A 19115-nucleotide genomic window follows, 5' to 3' on the forward strand; every position below is an offset into this window, starting at 1 on the left:
CGTGTATCGAACTGACCCCAAGATCAACTCGCGAGCAGCGCTACCTACTCATCCCCAAGCCCACAGCTGTGCACAATCCCAATCCCACGAAAGATCGCCCGCAGCTGAGCCCCTGTGTCCGGATCAGCACGCCCGGCGATCAGCGGGAAGTCACTGAGATCACGCTCACCTCTAATTTCATCGGTTCCACTCGTCCACCCTTCCTGCGCGAGGGCGATCCCACCGTAGAACCAGGCGAGCAGCAGGTCGTGCGCGTCGCGCGGGTTGATGGATGCATCCGCAGTGAGCTCGAGGATCGTCTCGCTGAGTCGAAACGAATTCGGGCCAAGAATGGGTTGGGTGCGCAATAGCGACATGGTGCCAGGGATGGCGGTGAGCTGCAGGCCCCGCTGTGCCAGTTCTAGGAGCGCGCAGTAACGGCAGTCGATGGTCAGGAGCTCTTCCGGCCGGACCATGCCGAGCCGTTGATCGCCGAGGTCGTGCCAGAGCTGTGAGAGCGAAGCGAAGTAGGTGTACATCGCGTTGGGTGCGATGCCCACTCCGGCGGCAATGGCGCGCAGCGAGACGCCTTCTACCGTGCCTTTTTCGCGTAGTAATCGGTCGGCCGCGTCCAGGATGCGCGCTCGGCTGATGTCGCCACGGGGGCCGCGCTTGGTTGGCTGGGTGGATGCGGGCTGTGGCACGAGGGGTTCCTATCGAAACGACGGGGATGCGTAAGGGCCGCTCCAGTCTATGAGCGGCCCTTACGCCAACGCTTTCGTGAGGAACTTATTCCTGGCAGATCGTGGTGATCTGATCGCCGGCGTTCGTGAGGTCGGTGATGTGCTGGTCGAGCTTGTCGTAGAGCTCGAGCGAGGCGGTTTCAACCTCATCGACGGTCGCTTCGTATTCTTCCGAGCCGGGCTCGAGTTCGTTGAGTTCGACGAACTGCTGGAAGTCGGCCTCTTCGAGGGTGGTGCCGAAGGATTCGACTTCGGTGGTGAACGCTGCGAGTGCGTCGCTAACTTCCTTGTTGCTTACGGCATCCGTCGCGGTTGAGAGCGCCTCGTTGATCGGGTCGAATACCTCACCAAAGTCGACGTCCTCGCCGCTGATTGCGTTCTGCACTGCGGTGTCGAGCCCGGGGCCGAGCGCGGCGTTGGTCTCGGCGAGGGCAACGTTGGTCTGCAGGCAGGCCTGAGCGACGCTCTGGCCGCCAGCGCAAGCGGTGAGTGATAGTGCGAGCAGTGATGCGGCAAGACCGAAACCGACGCGAAGGAAAGGACGAGCGCTCATGTGAATTATGTCTCCCTGATGTGAGCTCCTGCGGTGATTTGTACAGTGTACATAAGGGGAGTGTTAATGAGCTTTCTTTCGGCGGAAGTTGGGGATGAGCATGCGGATGGGCAGCTTCTTCTGCCGACTGCAGTCCGGTTAGTCCGGCGCCGGATAGGTTCACGTGAAGGACAACAACTCGACCTTTCTGTAATCTGCGGCGTCGATTACGGGGTAGTCCCGATCGCCGAGTGAATCGCGAAGCGATTCGTATCGAGGCGACTGCCGTGCAATCGGTCAGTAACATGTAAAGGCCGGTCAGCGTGTTTTCTTCGTCCGTTCGAACGAAGCGAAAAAATGCACTTCTTCCCGGCACCGCAATACGACAGGTAAGAACCGGGAAATCAATGGCGAAGTACAGCGTTAATCAGCTTCCAGTGAGCACTCTCTTAGCTCAGGTACAGAGCGATCAAATCGCCATTCCGGAACTCCAGAGGCCGTTCGTCTGGGACAGCATCAAGGTTCGCGACCTGATGGATTCGCTGTACCGAGGGTTTCCAGTTGGTTATCTCATTACTTGGCAGTCGGTTGGTGCTCACCTCAAAGGCGGCCAGACTGCAGCCCACCAACAGATTTTGATTGACGGTCAGCAGCGAATTACTGCGCTTAGGGCCGCCGTTGCAGGGCTGCCTGTTATCAACAAGCGCTACCAGAAGAAGCGAATCACTATCGCGTTCAACCCGGTCACGGAAGAGTTTGCGACGGCGACCCCAGTAATTCGTAAGAATCCTCAATGGATCTCGGATATTAGTGAAGTGTTTCGCAGCGCTGCGGCGTTCCGCTTCGTCGGCAACTACGTCTCGGAGAATCCCGACGTCGATCAGGACACTGCTGCCGAGAACATCGGCAAGCTGGCAGAGATTAAGAATGCCCAGATCGGTGTCATCGCGCTCAGTGATGACCTCGACGTTGAGACCGTTTCGGAGATCTTCATTCGAATCAATTCCAAGGGCGTCCCGCTTTCGAGCGCCGACTTCGCGATGAGCAAGATTGCGACGTACGGCGATCGCGGTCGGAATCTTCGAAAGCTCATCGACTACTTCTCGCATCTCTCAGTTGCTCCTCACGCGTTCTCCGACATTGCGGAGAACGACACTGAGTTCGCGGCGTCGCCATACTTGCAGCAGATTGCTTGGTTGAAGGACGAGAGTGAGGATCTCTATGACCCGAGCTACAGCGACTTGATTCGTGTTGCTGGGTTGGTCGGCTTCAGTCGAGGCAAGGCATCGTCAATCGTCAGTGAACTGTCTGGGCGTGACCCTGAAACACGGAAGGTTGACGAAGCAAGGATCCCCGTTGCTTACGACAACCTTGAAAAGGCGCTCGGCGAAATTACTTCGAAGTATCAATTCGAGAATTTCATTATGACGATCAAGTCGGCGGGATTCATTTCGCCGAAGCTCATCAACTCGAAGAACGCCTTGAACTTCGCTTACGCCCTCTACCTCCGGATGCGTCAGGATCCGAGCCTTAGCGAGGGCGAGCGCAAACGAATCACCCGGCGTTGGTTTGTAATGTCGATGCTGACAGGCCGCCACTCGGGCAGTTTTGAATCAGTGTGGGAACAAGACATGCGCCGAATATCCCAGCACGGTGCAGCTGAGTATCTACAGCAGATCGAAGAGACTGAGCTCACGGATGCGTTCTGGGAAGCCCGTCTGCCAGCAGACCTTGAGACCACGAGCACCAATAGTCCATACTTCCAAAGTTTCCTCGCTTCCCAAATTGCAAGTGGCGCTCGGGGATTCCTATCGAAGAGCATCACCGTGGCGACCATGCAGCAGCACTCCGGCGATATTCACCACATTGTTCCGAAGAACTACCTCGTGAAATCAGGCCTCACGGATCGCACCGAGTACAACCAGGTCGCCAATTACGCGATTACCGAGACAGCAATCAATATTGCGATCAAGGATGCACCGCCCGAGGTCTACCTCGATCGCGTGGAGCAGCAGTCAGAGACGGGAATCCTCGACTTGGGTGAGATCAATAGCCAAAGCGATCTGGCGAGGAACCTTGAGGAGAATGCTCTTCCGCCCACTTTGAGGGATGTCACCGCGGAGAACTACTTTGATTTCCTTGCCGAGCGCCGTCGACTGATGTCGCAGGCGATCCGTCGCTTCTACCGCGGTCTGTGAGCGTCCCCGCTACTCTTTCAACACGGTCGAAAAGGGTGGCATGCAGCGAATGAATTCCCGCAATGCTTGAGGTTATCTACACCGCTGGAAAGGTCTTTGATGGCCTGCAATCCAGCCGCGAAGCGACCGAGATATACCTGAGTACCGGTGATACCACCGCCATCGATTCACGTCACGACCTTGCGCTCCTGCAGGACCTCAAAGAACTCGCAGAAGTGGTCATCGAGCATGCCCCGAAACCCGTAGACGCCAACTTTGTCATCAAGCTCAACTCCACGATGACGCGTAGCGCATCGCTTGACCCGGGCGTACTTCGAAGTAGCGATGACCATATCGGCGTCAGCACCGACTTCGGTCGACACGAGCCACAGGCTGTCACTCTCGAGCACCTCAACGACCTCGTGAGGAGCGCAACCTCGGGACACGACGCTGTCCGAAATGCCGCGACGCTGTTCCTCACAATCGCAAAAGCTCAGCCCTTCAAGGACGGCAACAAACGCTCCGCAATCTTCGCCGCAAATGCCGTACTGCTGAGCCAAGGAGGTGGGGCATCGATTTCAGTGAACAAGACGACGCGATAGCCCACGAGTTCAACGTCAAACTAGCCCGGTCATATAAGTTCGACGAGGACGATGCCCCCATTCAAGCTCTCATTGACGGAGTCACCTGCCCTGGCTCGTGGATTCGTGCCTGACCTAACGAGCCGCTCTTTCGGCCATAGGCTCTTTTACCCTCTGATCTATAAAGGGTCGTTGTGTCCTTTGGTGTGACACCACGTATGTCGAGGGAGCTCTTGAATCCGGTGAAGGCTGTCACGGCCAAAATGTCGGACTTTAATAGTGCTGTCCACCGATAAGGGGCAAATCCGAGTAGTCCGATGCGTTGACGTAGTCGATTATCCATCGATCTCCGTGCTCTATGGTCATGTTGAAATCAGCGGAATCGAATTGTTCGAGGTAACTGGTTTTCGTTTCTTCGCTCTCGAACAAGGAGAGGATCGCAGTGTCCCCATTACCATAGGTGCAAAGTTGGGAAACTTCAGCCCCGATGGTACCCGCAAAATACTGCCATTCTTCCGCCGAGGGACTCGCCTCAGAGCAATTACCACCGGCGTCCTCAAAAGCGGCTTCGAGTTGTGCCATTGAATTAATGCTGGGTGCTGAACTGCAGGAGGTTAGAAAGCCTCCGATAGTGACTGCGGCTGCTGCAAGTAGAAGTGAACGTTTCATAGACGCAAGCTTAATTGTTGAATTTGCCTGATCAAATCCCGTCGGGCTAGCGGATCTCCGGTCTGTGAGGAATTGATTCCTCTAGGCGCGCGACCGTAGTCGTTCCAGTCGCTTCACCATAAATTTTGATAGCGGAGACGGATATGGAGTCCTCACGATCATCACGAATTCCTCGGCCATCGGACAAGTTTAGGAAATGCCGGTCATTCGTCGTCCGTAGGTAGCCTGCAGCGTAGAGCCAGTCGTTGGCGTGCTCTTGCCTTCGGCGTCGCCAAAGCACTGGTCAGCCACAGCCAGGCGCTTCTTGACCGTCGGCTAGATGAAGTACTTACCTACTCGACTGAAGTGAGAAGTCCGCTCGAGTGCTCAATAAACTTCAAAGATGACGAAAACCGATATCGTGGACTAACCCCAAAATTTCACCAGAATAGAGCCGATCACGTGACACTTTCGCATCTCGATTCGCGACGCCCTCAGCTGCAATTGGCGCCTGGCGAGGTGGTGATCGTCCGGGATGAGGAATGGCTCGTCACCAACACCGAGCAGACAACTTCGGGCACGCTCGTACGCTGCATCGGTCTCTCTGAGCTCGTGAGGGATACCCCGGCCGCGTTCTATTCCGAACTCGACAAGATCGAGGTGCTCGACTCGAGCCAAGCGAAAGTCGTCGCCGACGCATCCTCACAGTACCGAGACGCACGCCTATGGCTCGAAGCCACGCTAAGACGCCAGCCAATCCCGACGCTCGACCCTCGCCTGACGGTCTCGACGCAAATGCTCGCGACACCGCTGAACTATCAGCTCACCGCGGTCAAGCGCGCGCTCGATCCCGAGAAGCTCCGGCCACGGCTCCTGATTGCGGATGCAGTGGGTCTCGGTAAGACGATCGAGATCGGCATGATCCTCAGCGAGCTGGTCCGACGTGGACAGGGGGAGCGGATCCTCATCGTCACGCCGCGGCACGTGCTCGAGCAGATGCAACGCGAGATGTGGACACGTTTCGCGCTGCCGTTCGTGCGCCTCGACTCGGTCGGGCTGCAACGTGTCCGCCAACAGCTCCCCGCTACGCGTAACCCGTTCAGCTACTTCAAGCGCGCGATCATCTCGATCGACACCCTCAAGCAAGACCAGTACCGCGCACACCTCCAGAAGTTCCACTGGGATGCGGTTGTCATCGACGAATCTCACAACATCACCGGCGCAACCCTCAACAACCGCCTCGCGCGCACCCTCGCGCCGAACACGCACGCGCTGATCCTCGCGTCCGCAACGCCACACAACGGTAAAGCCGAGTCGTTCGCCGAGCTAATCCGCCTGCTCGAACCAAGTGCGGTCGCCGCCGACAACACTTTCGATGAGGATGCGGTCAAGCGACTCGTGCTCCGCCGTCACCGTCACAGTCCCGAGGTGCAGAGCGAGGTCGGCGCCGACTGGGCCGAGCGCAAGGAACCCCAGAACCTCCTCATCGAGGCCACGCCGTCAGAGAATAACCTCGCCGATCACCTCGCGCACGTCTGGCTCAATCCGAACATCCAGAGCCCATACTCCGGCAAGAACAAGGGCCTCTTCCCTTGGACCCTCGCGAAGGCGTTCCTCTCTTCTCCCGTCGCCTTCCGTGACACCGTTCGCGACCGCATGAAACGGCTGAACCCAGACAACCCTGAGCAGGCCCGTGAACTCAAAGCCCTGCAAGAACTCGACGATCTCGTCGCACCCATCCTCGAAGAGGGCTCGGCAAAGCTCACCGAACTGATCCGCTATCTGAAACAAATTGGCGTCGGCAAGAGGAAGCAAGAGCGCGCAGTCGTGTTCTCCGAGCGCGTCGCGACCCTCCACTGGCTCCGCGAAGCCCTCAAACAGGAATTCAACTTCGGCGACGACGAGATCCGCGTCCTCCACGGCCAGCTCACTGACGTCGAACAGCAAGAGGTGGTTGAAGAATTCAAGCAGGCTTCCTCGAAGCTGCGAGTGCTCGTCACCGGCGATGTCGCGAGTGAGGGCGTGAACCTTCACGCGCAGTGCCACGAACTCATCCACTTCGATATCCCGTGGAGCCTCATCCGCATCGAGCAGCGCAACGGCCGTATCGACCGGTTCGGTCAACGCACCCCGCCGCAGATCACTACGCTCCTGCTCGACTTCGACAACGACGAGTTCGCGGGCGACGTGCGGGTGCTCAGCCGCCTGATCGATCGTGAGCACGAGGCCCACAAGGCACTTGGCGACACGGCCTCACTCATGGGCAAGTACGACACCGACAGCGAAGAAGAAGAGATCCGTAAGGTGCTCGCCGGTGCGAAGGCCTTCGACGAGGTCGTTCGCTCGCCGGAAGATGTGCTCGCGGGCGACGACGGGGTGGATGCATTCCTCGCCACGCTGTTCTCCACCGGCAGTGAAGACCCGGCCGAAGTAGAAACCGCGACTAACGACGAGACCATCCCGCCTACTGGCCTGTTCTCCGACACCGCCGACTTCTTGCGCACCGGTCTCGCCACGGCATACACGGTGCCCGGCGCAACGATCGCGAACAACGGCGTGGGCTTCGAAGACAAGCCGCAGCAGCGCACGCTTTCGGTTACCCCGCCGCGCGATCTCACGCAGCGGCTTCGGGTGCTCCCGCAGTCGTATCTGCAGGAGCGCAAGGTCACCGAGAAATTCACCGTGACGACTTCGCAGGACATGGCGCTCGCTTCCCTCGAGCAGGCGCAGAACTCGCCGACTTCGATTTCCTCCTGGCCGGCCGAGCACTATCTCGGGCCGCTGCACCCGTTGCTCGATTGGGTCGCCGACAAGACCCTGTCGAAGCTTGGGCGCAACGAGGTCTTCGCGGTCCGCGGCGATGTCATGGCGCCGACGGTCTATCTGCTCGCGACGGTCGCCGACCGCCAGGCGCGCACGATCTCGAGCATGCACCTCACGCAGACGCACGCGGGGGAGAGTCGCTTCTTCAGCGGTTCCTACGCGGATGCGCACTCGGCTCTCGCTTCGCTCGGTGTCTCGGCGGATGCGAGCCTCGTGAACCCGGGTCCGGTCGCAGTCGACGAGCTACAGGGTCTTATCGCGCCAGCCGTCGAACAATCGCTCGCGTACGCGGACAGCCTGCTCGGCGCGATCGGTTCGTCGGTGGAACAGCGAGTCGAAGGCTGGCTCGAGCGCCTCGACCAATGGCAGCAAAATGCGAAGCAACTAGCCCAACGACAAGAGCTCACCCAACGCCGCGACGCCATCACCGACGAAGAACAGCTCGCCGAAGCAATGCGCCCCCACCACATGTCGGTGCGACCCCTCCTCGTCGTAGTTCCAACTGAGTACCCCACAGGAGAGGACGCATAGTGGCTTCTGACGCAATGATCATCGGCGAGAGCTGGATCAGCGAGCACTTCTTCACGACTGACAGCAAGAAGGAATCCTTCAATGCCGAGGTCCAAAAACGCCACCGCCTCTGGAAGGACTTCGAAGACACCGGTCAGACTTCGGCCCGGAGTCGCCTGCGCACGGCTCGCGGCGACCTTGTCGCAGCCCTGAGCGAGCTCGCCACCCGCACGGCCGACGGCGAGCAGTGGCTCCCGAGTGAACACACCGCCCAGGCGCTCGATGAACTCCTCTACACCCCGCTCACCACTGCGCTCGGAGCAGGGGAGGGATTCCTCACCGAGCGCCGCGATGGTCCGGTGCGCTGGTTCCATGAAGACGGCATTGCTACTTCAGAACTCGCGATCATCGAGGCGGCCCCCGCCGACTCGATCGACGACCTCCTGCGGAAGGGCCAGGACGAAACCCAGCACGCACTTGTCACGCCCTACGTCCCGGAGGACGACGAGCTGCATCCTCTCAACGGTGTCCCGCGCTTACTCTCCCGTGTATTCCAAGTGGATGAAGTGCCTTACGCCCTCGTGTTCGCTGGTCAGTGGGTGCTGATCACCGATCGCGAGCGTTGGCCGGAGGGCCGTTATCTTGCGATCGATCTGCAGATCGTGCTCGAGCGCAACGACCAGAAGCAGCTCGGCGAAATGGACCGTACAACGGCGTGCCTCGCCTTCGAAAGCTTCGTCTCCAACGGTGTCGACAACTCGGGGACCCCGTGGTGGACCGAAGTGATCGACGCCTCGAAGAAGCACGCGGTGGGCGTCTCTCAAGACCTCCGTGATGGCGTCCGTGAGTCCATTGAAATCATCGCGAATGAGGTGGTCTCGCGCCGCAAGCAGCAGGGCTTGCCACCGCTTCCGCAAGACCAAGCGCAACCCCTGGCCGTGCAGTCCCTCCGGTATCTCTATCGCATTCTCTTCCTGCTCTACGCCGAGGCGTCTCCCGAGCTCGAGGTCCTGCCGGTGGGTTCGCCCGAGTATGGCGAGGGCTACAGCATCGACCGCCTGCGGGATCTCGCGCTCGTCGAACTCGAGAGCGAAAAGGCGAAGGCATCGACGCACCTTTATGAGTCGCTCGATGTCCTCTTCCGCCTCGTCGATCAGGGCCACGGTGAGGATGCACGGCAACCGGCAGCGGGGGAGGAACACCTTGTCGAGGGACTCACCTTCCACAGTCTGCGCGCCGACCTCTTCGCCCCAGCGGCCATCGCGCACATCAGCGACGTGAAGCTCGGCAACCAGGCACTCATCGAGGTCCTCAGCCGCCTGTTGCTTTCGCGTGCCGAGAACGGTCGTGACCGCGGTTTCATCAGTTACGCCGACCTCGGTATCAACCAGCTCGGCGCGGTGTATGAGGGTCTTATGTCCTACACCGGTTTCTTCGCGGAGGAAGATCTCTACGAGGTAGCGAAGAACGGTGACTCGAGCAAGGGGTCCTGGGTTGTTCCCACCTCGCGCGCTGATCACCTCGACGATCGCGACTTCGTGATGGAACAAGACGCGATCACCGGCGCCGAACGCAAGGTTGTCCACCGTGCGGGCACTTTCGTGTACCGGCTTTCGGGCCGCGCACGCCAGCAGTCGGCGTCCTATTACACACCCGAGGTGCTCACGAAGTTCACGGTCTCGCAGGCGCTCGAAGAGCTGCTCGACCAGAACGACACGGTCACGCCTGCCGACGAGATTCTCGAGCTCACGGTTTGCGAGCCCGCACTCGGCTCCGGAGCGTTCGCGATCGAGGCGACGAGACAGCTCGCCGCTGAGTATCTCAAGCGCAAGCAGCGTGAAACCGGCATCACGATTGACCCCGAGGAATACCCTCAAGAGCTGCAACGCGTGAAAGCGCACATCGCGCTGCACCAGGTCTACGGCGTCGACCTCAACTCAACGGCTGTTGAGCTCGCCGAGATCTCATTATGGCTCGACACGATGCTGCAGGGGTTGGACGCACCGTGGTTCGGTCTTCATTTGCGCCGCGGTAACTCGCTCATCGGTGCTCGCCACGCTGTCTATAGCGCTGACCAGATCAAAAGGCGTGCTTGGCTTAAGACTGAACCCGCCGAGATCCCCACGACAACAACCGTCGAGGACTTGGCCGACTTCACGTTCGCCACACAGATAAGCGGCAAGATATTCCACTTCCTACTTCCTGCCGCAGGATGGGGAGCGGCTGCCGACAACAGGGAAGTAAAGGAATTGTCGCCCACAGGGGCGAAAGCATTACGTGACTGGAGTCGTCGCATCACCGTACAGCTCGATAAAAGACAAATCGAGCGACTACAAAATTTGTCGCTGCGTGTTGAACGCATGTGGCAATTTGTGATCCGCCGGTTCGAGATTGCCGAGCGTGAAGCGCGTCGCTCGGTGCAGGTGTTCGGCCAGGTCGACGTGTCGTCGCGTGAGCATGTAGTCAAACGTGAAGAGATCCAACGCAAACTCCAGGACGCTGATGGGGCGTATCAGCGGTTGCGATTGGTGATGGATGCCTGGTGCGCGCTCTGGTTCTGGCCTGTACCCATTGCTGAACGCGATGCGATGCCGCCTGACATGAATGAATGGATGGATGCACTGCAAGCTATCTTGGGCGTGCATACTGAGACGAAAGCCTCATCGGCCAAGTTTGGCCAGACCGAGCTCGATATGCCCACAAAATGGGATGCACTTGGCGATAGTGAATCGAATGATCTTGCGTTTGCTAATGTTTCTTCCATCGCCGATGTCATTCGCGACCACCCCTGGATATCTGTGGTGAAGAATGTTGCAGATGCACAGGGGTTCTTTCACTGGAGTCTCGATTTCGCGTCGGTGATGGCTAAGAATGGTGGATTCGACCTGCAAGTTGGGAATCCGCCTTGGGTTCGTCCGCGAACTGACCTTGAAGCGCTCTATGCGGAAGCTGATCCATGGTGGCAACTAAACCCCAAAGCAACACAAGCCGTAAAGGCGATCAAGCGGCGTGAAGCACTAAGCATAGTGGGCATGCCGGAACTGGTTATGGACGGTGCAAGTGAAGTATTGTCTACGTCTGCATTCATTGGCAGCGCGAGTGAGTACGCGCAGTTGACTGGCCTGCAACCGGACTACTATCGATGTTTCATGGTGAATACGTGGAGACATAGTTCGTCTCGAGGCATCTCTTCTTTATTGCATCCTGATACGCACTTTACTGACGCGCGCGGAGGTGCTTTTAGGGCGTCGACATATCCGCGTATTCGAAGGCATTGGCAATTTGTCAACGAATTACAGTTGTTTCGGGAAATTTTGCATTTGGTGAGTTTTGGTGTGCATGTCTATGGTGCGCCGAGAGATCCCTATTTCCTACATGCGGTTAACCTTTATCACCCAGACACTGTTGAGAGTTCCCTCGTTCATGATGGTAGTGGAGCTAAGCCTGGCATTAAGGATCCAAGTGGAAATTGGGATCTGCGGCCACATCGGAGCAGGATAGAATATGTAAACCATCGAGTTCTAAAGTCATGGCGTGACTTCTTGGGCGATCGAAATATTCCAGTCTCGGAGACCTCGATGGTTTACATCATTAACACTAATATGCAAAGTGTTGTTGAAAAGCTTGTGGACCAGGCGCGGCTGCTGGACCAAAATTTCGAGTGGAGCGCTGGGTGGCACGAGACAATTGATCGCCGGAATGGTCGGTTCGACGTGGAATGGGGGCTGGCATCTTCGTGGAGCGATGTAATACTGCAGGGCGTTCATATCCACATTGCTAATTCATTCTACAAATCGCCCAACAAAACCATGAAACATCACCAAGATTGGACGCCTATTGATCTTTCGATTCTTGCGGATGATGCTCTTCCTGTAACGTCGTACAAGCCCAACGTGAATAGGGAATACAGAGAGAAATACACGCATTGGGGTGCGAAGAGTGCACTCGACTTCTATAGGTTTGCCTGGCGGAATATGGCGTCTAATACCGGTGAGAGAACACTTGTGGGCACAATTATTCCCCCCGGTGCTGCGCATATTAATGCGGTTTCGGCTATCGGATTCACTGCGGAGGAGTCGATGGGTCAGTTGTTGTTAGTGGCTGGTGTGATGAGTTCATTGGTTGCGGACGCGCAAATTAGGCTGGTTCCTAAGTCCACTATTACCGCTAAAACTATATCGAGACTAGCTATACCAAAATTCGGGACTTTGGAAGCGGATGTTCAATGGCGGATGGGGAGGCTTGTTTCGCTGACCAACGAGTTTGAATCTATCCACACGTTTAACTCAGTCGCGTGCGAGTGGGCTCTCACCCCTTGGTGGGCTGATGCAAAGAAATTACAAGACGTCCCTGTTGGAGAATGGGATCGAAGTGTGCCTTTGCGAATTGACGCAGAAAGACGCCAGGCGCTTGTGGAGATTGACGTAATCGTTGCGTTGTGTTGCGGATTGACAGTCGATGACTTGTCCACGATATATCGGACGCAATTTCCCGTATTGGTTGGTCATGATAAAACGAAGTATGTTTATGACTTGTATGGGCGTGAAATTCCCGGAGAGCTAGCGCGCGAGTGGCATAGACGTGGGAATGATATCGAGGAGGAGGAGCTGCTTGTTCCGAACACAGAGGGTAATTTGACGCAGTACGTCCTCCCATTCCGAACCCTCGACCGCGAAGCTGAGATGCGGGAGGCGTATGCCTACTTCGAGAAGAAACTGCAGGAGTCGGCATGACCGCGTTATTGCCATCGCTGCAGGCGGGTCGCTTCCAACAGAGTGTGAGCGACTACCTGCAGACCACGTTTGCGCTCACCGATAAGGAAGTGCTCGACGCGCTTGACAGCTTCCTCGCTGATGAGCACACGGGGATCTTTCGGGGCCCCTATTTGCGCACGCGCATGCCGTTCAAACCCGCGACGCGAAAGCCCACCGAAGTGCTCGAATGGTACGGGGCACCGTATCCGCCGCACGGGCACCAAATGGCTGCGTTCGAGCGACTCGCGCAAGGGAAGCCGACGCTGGTTACGACCGGTACCGGTTCGGGTAAGACCGAGGCGTTCCTCTTCCCAATCCTCGATCACGTGCTGCGGGCGAAACGCAACGGTATCGCCGGGACTAAGGCGCTCATCCTCTACCCGATGAACGCGCTGGCGAATGACCAGGCGCGACGCATCGCGAGCCTCATCACCACCGATCCGGAACTCGCCGGTGTTTCGGCGGCAATCTACACGGGTGAAGATGGGCCGAAGCGGCGACAGGTGAGCCCTGCAGGGCTCATCACCGATCGCGAAACGATTCAAGCACAGGCACCAGACATCCTCCTCACCAACTACAAGATGCTTGACCAGCTGCTCCTGCGCTCAAAAGACCAAACCATCTGGGAACAGAGCGCCACGAGCCTGCGCTTCCTCGTGCTCGACGAGTTCCACACCTATGACGGTGCCCAAGGCACCGATGTCGCCATGCTGCTCCGTCGACTCGGGATGACCCTCAAGCGCCATTGGCCGACAAACCCAGAACGCCGCGAAGCGCTTGGCATCAACGGCGCCGCAGCAGCCGCACCGCTCGGGCTGACGGTACCGGTCGCAACATCGGCAACACTCGGCGGCGAAGACTCGACCACCATGATCGACTTCGCGAACACCGTCTTCGGCGGTGGCTTCGATGCGGACAGCGCCGTCGGGGAGACCCGGTACAGCGTTGAAGATTGGGCCGAGCGAGCATCCGAGACCACGCTTGGCGGGGCACCGCGTCGCTTTGTCGGTATCGATGTCGAACCGATCGACTTGCGAGCGCTCGGGGCAGCGGCGAACAACACCGGCTCGGGGGCACTCGATATCGCCCGGGCGGTGATTGCGGAACTGTACGAGTCGGGTCACGACTTTGCCAGCGCATCCGCCGAGCAACTGCACGATGCCCTGCGAACGCATCCCGACGTACGGAACCTCATCGAGGCGACCCAGACGCCGACGGCGCTGGGCGACCTCGTGCAGGAACTTTTCTCGACGGCGCGCGAGATCGACGAGGCTGCCTCGGAAGCTGCGATCAATGCGATCATCGCGGCGCTCAGTCAGGTGCGCATGGCGGTGGGATTTGCGGCGCCCTCGGTCGACGTGAACGCGTGGATTCGTGCACTCACGCGTATCGACCGCGTGGCCGGGCCGACGGCGGTTTTCCGTTGGTCGGACGACGGGCAGATCTTCCTCGAAGATAATGACGACGCGTATTCGGACGAAGGGCGTGAATCCGAACCCGCAATCTACTGCCGGCACTGTGGCCGTAGCGGCTGGGGTGTCGCGATTCGCACCACCGGGGAACAGCGCGACCTTGAGGCGAAGGGCACGAACCCGCGCGAAGTCGCCGTGAAAAAGCTCGGAAGCTTCCGCGCCCTCATCTACGCGCCCGCCGAGGCCGACAAACTCGAGCGCTTCGACGAACCCACGCCCGGGTTCGGCTGGTGGGACGTCAACAACCGGCGCGTGCACGCGACCCTGCCGGAAACCGACGGGGACTCGGCCGACACGAAGATTCTCCCGGTGCAGTGGTTCGACGGGGAAGACGCCGACCGCGATTCGAACAATGAAATCTGCCCCTCCTGCGGTCGCCCCGACGGCATCCGCTTCATGGGATCGGCCGTCGCGACGCTACTCTCCGTCGTGACTACGGCACTCTTTGGTGACGCACAGCTCGACGGCGCCGAAAAGAAGGCTCTCGTCTTTACCGACAGCGTGCAGGACGCCGCGCACCGGGCCGGTTTCGTACAGAACCGTGCCCACACCTTCGGACTGCGCAACGCGATCCGCCGCGCGATCGGTGATCGCACCCACACCCTCGAAGAGCTTTCGGGCGAACTGTTGGCGAGGGCAGAAACCGCCAATGAACGGTACCGGCTCCTCAGCCCGGAACTGGCCGAACGCGAAAACTTCCGAGAGTTCTGGGAGACCGAAGATCCTTCGAAGATCAAGGTTGCAACCCGCCGCCGCGTGAAGACGCGCTTGGCCTTCGACCTCGCGCTCGAATTCGGGTTGCAATCCACCTTTGCGCGCACGCTCGAGCAGACCGCCTCGGTCACCGCGGAGGTCGACACCGGCCCGGCGGTGGTTCTCGAGCGCATCGCCCGCGAGGCAATCGAGGGCTTCCAATTCGATGCTGCCCTTGAGCAATCGGACGTTATCCCCGGCGACACTCTCATCGCCTGGGCGCGCGGCGTGCTCGAGCAAATGCGTGAGCGCGGAGCCATCGAACACCAATGGCTCGGGCAGTACGTCAAAGACAACGGCCTGCGGTGGAAGATCTGGGGCGGCCGTCCCAAGGCCGAAGGCATGCCGGCGTTCCCGAAGGGGCGCTCGGCACCCGCTTTTCCGCGCATCGGTCCGAATCCGAAGACGGCCAAGGGCGAGTACCTCCTTGACGATCTCAATTCCTCGCAGGGCTGGTACGCGCGTTGGACCGCACGCATCCTCGGCGTCTCCACCCACGCCGGCGCGCAACTCGTGCAGCGGCTGCTGAAGTCCATCGCCGACGGCTCACTCGTAAAAGAGCACGCGATCACCCGCACCGGCGGGACCGCCTACGGGATTGAACCCGAGCGCATCCTCGTGAGCCCCGCATCCAACGACCAACGACACGCTGGCGAGACCATGCTGCGCTGTGACAGCTGCAAGGCACTCACCCCGGCCAGCCCCACCACCGTCGCACAACTCGAAGGGCGGCCCTGCCCGGGGTTGCGCTGCTCGGGCACGCTCGAGCGGCTGCCGCTCACCGAATCAAACTACTACCGGCACCTCTACGAAGACAGCGATATGCGGCGGGTGATCGCGCGCGAACACACGAGTTTGCTGCCCGACGACGTTCGCCTCACCTACGAGACTGCGTTCAAGAGCTCCGACGAATCGCCGGATGCGCCGAACGTGCTCGTCGCGACACCCACGCTGGAGATGGGTATCGACATCGGCGACCTGTCGACCGTGATGCTCGCCTCGCTCCCGCGCACCGTCGCGAACTACGTCCAGCGAGTCGGCCGTGCGGGGCGTTTGACCGGATCTGCCCTCGCGCTCGCCTTCGTGCCCGGCCGGCACGAGCAGCTCGCCTGGTATCAGGACCCGCTCGAGCTCATCAACGGCGAGGTGACCGCGCCTGCGACCTACCTCGATGCGGTGGGGATTCTGAAACGCCAGTTCCTCGCCTCGGTCTTTGACCACCTGGCGACGAACCCGAACGCCGAGCCGCTACGGCTCGCGAAGGATGTGCTGACTTCGACCGAGCCGGACAGCCCCCTCGGTGACGTGCTGGCGGAACTGCGGGCAAGTGGCGCCGAGCGCTTGGCACGGTTCCTCTCGACCTTTGATCACCCGGGCGGCTCGTATCTGCGAGAGTCGACGCGGGATGCGCTGGTCGCGTGGCTGCGACCGCGCGCCGACGGTTCGCTCCCGGTTGAGGAAGCGATCGCCACAGCCGCGAATAAGTATGTGACCGAACTCGAATCGGTGCGGCACCGGCTGCGGCGCGTGCAGGAGACACTCGTCGAGCTGCAACAGAAGCTCGTGGGCGTGCACGAAGACGAGGACGTCGAAGACGAGCGCAATGCTCGGGCGACCTGGCGGATGCTCGAAAAGATCCGTGACGAACGAGAGAACGACCACTGGGTCTCTGCCCTGGAACGCGCGGGGCTCCTGCCGAACTACACCCTGCTCGACGACCGGGTCACCCTAGACGTCGGTGTCAGTTGGGTCGATGCCGACACCCAGCAGTTCGAGAACACCGCGTTCGAATACTCGCGTGACGCGGGCAACGCCATCCGCGAATTCGCGCCCGGAGCGACCTTCTACGCCCAGGGGCTCGCGATCGAAATCGACAGCGTCGAAACCGGTGCCAATGCATCCGCCATTCACGATTGGGTGTGCTGCCCCGAGTGCGGGCACACGCGCGACCTCACCGAGCATCCGCTCGAGGGCTCGCTAGGCGTCTGCCCGCGCTGCGGCTCGGCAGGCTTCGCCGATATGGGGCAGCGGATGCCCGTGATCGAACTCGAATCGGTCTCGGCCCAGGTGCGGCGGGACGAATCGCTCATCAGCGACTCGAGCGAGGACCGCGTGCGGGCCTACTTCAACATGGTGCACCTCGCCGATATTGACGCGGCACAGCTCGACTCGGTGTGGTTCGACGAGGGCACCGGGCTCGGCGTGAAGTACGCGCGCGAAGTGACCATTCGCTCGATCAACCTCGGGAAGAGCACTGAGGCCGCTGCGGGCACGCCGCGACTGCTGGGCGGGTTTGAAATCGCCGCACCGATGTTCCGCATCTGCCGCGAATGCGGCCACCTCGACCAGAAACCCGACGAGAATTCCTGGCGTGAGCATAAGCCGTGGTGTTCGCACCGGAAGCATCGTGACGAAGACGCGGTGAGCGTGGCGCTGAGCCGCACGCTCGAGACGCAAGGGATGCTCATCCGCCTGCCCGAACACTTTGACACCGGGGATGAGCTGGTGCTGCCGAGCCTGATGGCCGCCGTGCACCTCGGGCTTCGGGAGGTCATTGGCGGTGATCCCTCGCACCTCGACATCATTTCGGTGAAGGATGTGCCGCACGGGGCCGGTGGGACTACTTCCTTCCCGGCGCTGCTCGTGCACGACCGGGTGCCGGGAGGGACGGGCTATCTTGCCGACCACTCGACGGTGGCTGGGCTCGAACAAATTCTCTTGGCGGCACTGGCCGTGGTTGAGAACTGTGTGTGCCAGACGCAGGGCCGGTCAGCGTGCCACCGCTGCCTGCTGCCGTTTGCACCTCCGGGTGCTTCGCGCAGTGTGTGGCGGAACACGGCCGAGCGGTCGCTTCGCGAAATGCTCGGGGTGCCGAGCGATAGGGACGAACCGGTGGTTGCCGCGAACTGGAAACCGGTGACCGAAGACCCGGGGAAGACCGAGGCGGGGTCTGCGCTCGAGCGGCGGTTCCGGAAGGCGTTCCTCGCCGGGGTCGAGACCCTCGGCGGGAACGTGCAGCAGCAGCCCGGGGTGCATGGCAACACGGTGTTGGTGACGCTCCCGCGGGGGCACCGCCGCACCCTGAAGCCCGAGGAGCACATGCGCGGTGCCCGGCCCGATTTCGTGCTGCGCACTGGCAACGCCGACGACGGGGCGCTCGCCATCTTCCTCGATGGCTACCGCTATCACGCGACGGAAGCGATAAACCGCCTCGCCGATGACCACGCCAAGCGGGCCGAGATCCGCAGCGATATCGACGTGCGCGTCATCTCGCTGACGTGGGAAGACGTCGAAGATTACTTGAACGGCACGCCAAACACCGTGCCGCAGTGGATCGCCGCGAACCCGCTCTACGCGCGGCTCGGGCCGGCGCTCGGGCTCAACGCCGGCGACCTCGAGCGGGTCACCGAAAACCCGATGCGTCGAATCTTTGACTGGATGCGTGACCCGCAGACCGCGCTCAACGCCTGGGATCGCATCCTGCCCGCCCTACCGACACTCCTACTGGGGATGGGGCAGACCGCTGCACTCGATGGTGTTGGACTCGATGGGGCGGCTGTTCGGGCGCTCGACGGTTCGCTGGAGGCGGGGAACCCCGGCAGTGCCCAGTGGCGTCAGGGCACGCTCGCGGTCGTCACTCGGGTGATGCAGGCTGTCGGGGGACGCCCGACTTACGAGACCGCAATCGTGCTTGATGATTCTTCGGATGCGCTGGCGCGGCCCGAGTTCCGAAGCGACTGGCGGTCGTTCCTGCACTGGTCGAATGTGCTCGGGGTTGACACTCGGAACACGACGATTCGGGTGCGCTCGCAGGTGGCCTCTGCGGCGCCGGTGTCGCGGGTCGACGTGCGCTTCCAAGAGGAGTGGATTGACGCGCTCGAATACGCGACTGCCGACGAAAAGGCACTGTTACAGCCGTTGCAAGAAGCCGGGTTCGTGCCGGCACCCGAAGTCGGTGAAGAACGCGGTGATGGGGTGACGCTTCCGGCACTGTGGGAAGCGGCGAAGGTTGCCCTCGTGATTGACCTCGACGAGGCTGAGGTCGCGTCGGTGCGCGCCGAGGGATACGACACGCTGGATGATGTGGCGGCGGTGCTCGCGCACTTCGCCGGTGCGAGCGAGGGGAATGAGGTCGACTGATGC

The 19115-nt window shown here is 60.3% G+C and carries 8 protein-coding genes; 5 read left to right on the top strand and 3 right to left on the bottom strand.

Annotated elements, in window-relative coordinates:
* Positions 1-44 precede the first annotated feature (44 nt).
* Entirely contained in the window at positions 45-683 is a 639-nt protein-coding gene (locus F8O05_RS06495; RefSeq protein WP_158051947.1) for a TetR/AcrR family transcriptional regulator, read from the bottom strand.
* Between the two features lie 85 nt (positions 684-768).
* Positions 769-1275, bottom strand: a complete 507-nt coding sequence (locus F8O05_RS06500) for a hypothetical protein (protein ID WP_158051948.1) — start codon at positions 1273-1275, stop codon at positions 769-771.
* Positions 1276-1691: 416 nt separating this feature from the next.
* Here F8O05_RS06500 and F8O05_RS06505 point away from each other — a divergent pair, with 416 nt between their 5' ends.
* Both F8O05_RS06505 and F8O05_RS06510 read left to right on the top strand, forming a co-directional pair.
* Positions 1692-3452 (top strand): GmrSD restriction endonuclease domain-containing protein, encoded by a 1761-nt coding sequence (locus F8O05_RS06505; RefSeq protein ID WP_225735778.1) that lies wholly within the window; start codon positions 1692-1694, stop codon positions 3450-3452.
* Positions 3453-3514: 62 nt separating this feature from the next.
* Complete coding sequence (locus tag F8O05_RS06510) at positions 3515-4033, top strand: Fic family protein (protein ID WP_158051950.1); 519 nt, start codon at positions 3515-3517, stop codon at positions 4031-4033.
* Positions 4034-4285: 252 nt separating this feature from the next.
* Here F8O05_RS06510 and F8O05_RS06515 read toward each other — a convergent pair whose 3' ends face one another.
* Entirely contained in the window at positions 4286-4594 is a 309-nt protein-coding gene (locus F8O05_RS06515) for a hypothetical protein (protein WP_158051951.1), read from the bottom strand.
* Between the two features lie 528 nt (positions 4595-5122).
* Between F8O05_RS06515 and F8O05_RS06520 the strand changes: the two genes are divergently transcribed.
* The 3 genes from F8O05_RS06520 to F8O05_RS06530 are packed head-to-tail and all read left to right on the top strand — an operon-like array spanning position 5123 to position 19112.
* A complete protein-coding gene (locus tag F8O05_RS06520) occupies positions 5123-8014 on the top strand; it encodes a helicase-related protein (RefSeq protein WP_225735779.1) in 2892 nt (963 codons plus the stop codon).
* A complete protein-coding gene (locus F8O05_RS06525; protein ID WP_225735780.1) occupies positions 8014-12726 on the top strand; it encodes an Eco57I restriction-modification methylase domain-containing protein in 4713 nt (1570 codons plus the stop codon). Before F8O05_RS06520 ends, F8O05_RS06525 begins: the two co-directional genes overlap by 1 nt.
* On the top strand, positions 12723-19112 hold the full coding sequence (locus F8O05_RS06530; RefSeq protein ID WP_158051953.1) for a DEAD/DEAH box helicase: 6390 nt from the start codon (positions 12723-12725) through the stop codon (positions 19110-19112). Before F8O05_RS06525 ends, F8O05_RS06530 begins: the two co-directional genes overlap by 4 nt.
* The last annotated feature ends 3 nt before the right edge of the window (positions 19113-19115 follow it).

Origin of the sequence: Gulosibacter chungangensis (assembly GCF_008831155.1) — a bacterium.
GTDB lineage: Bacteria > Actinomycetota > Actinomycetes > Actinomycetales > Microbacteriaceae > Gulosibacter > Gulosibacter chungangensis.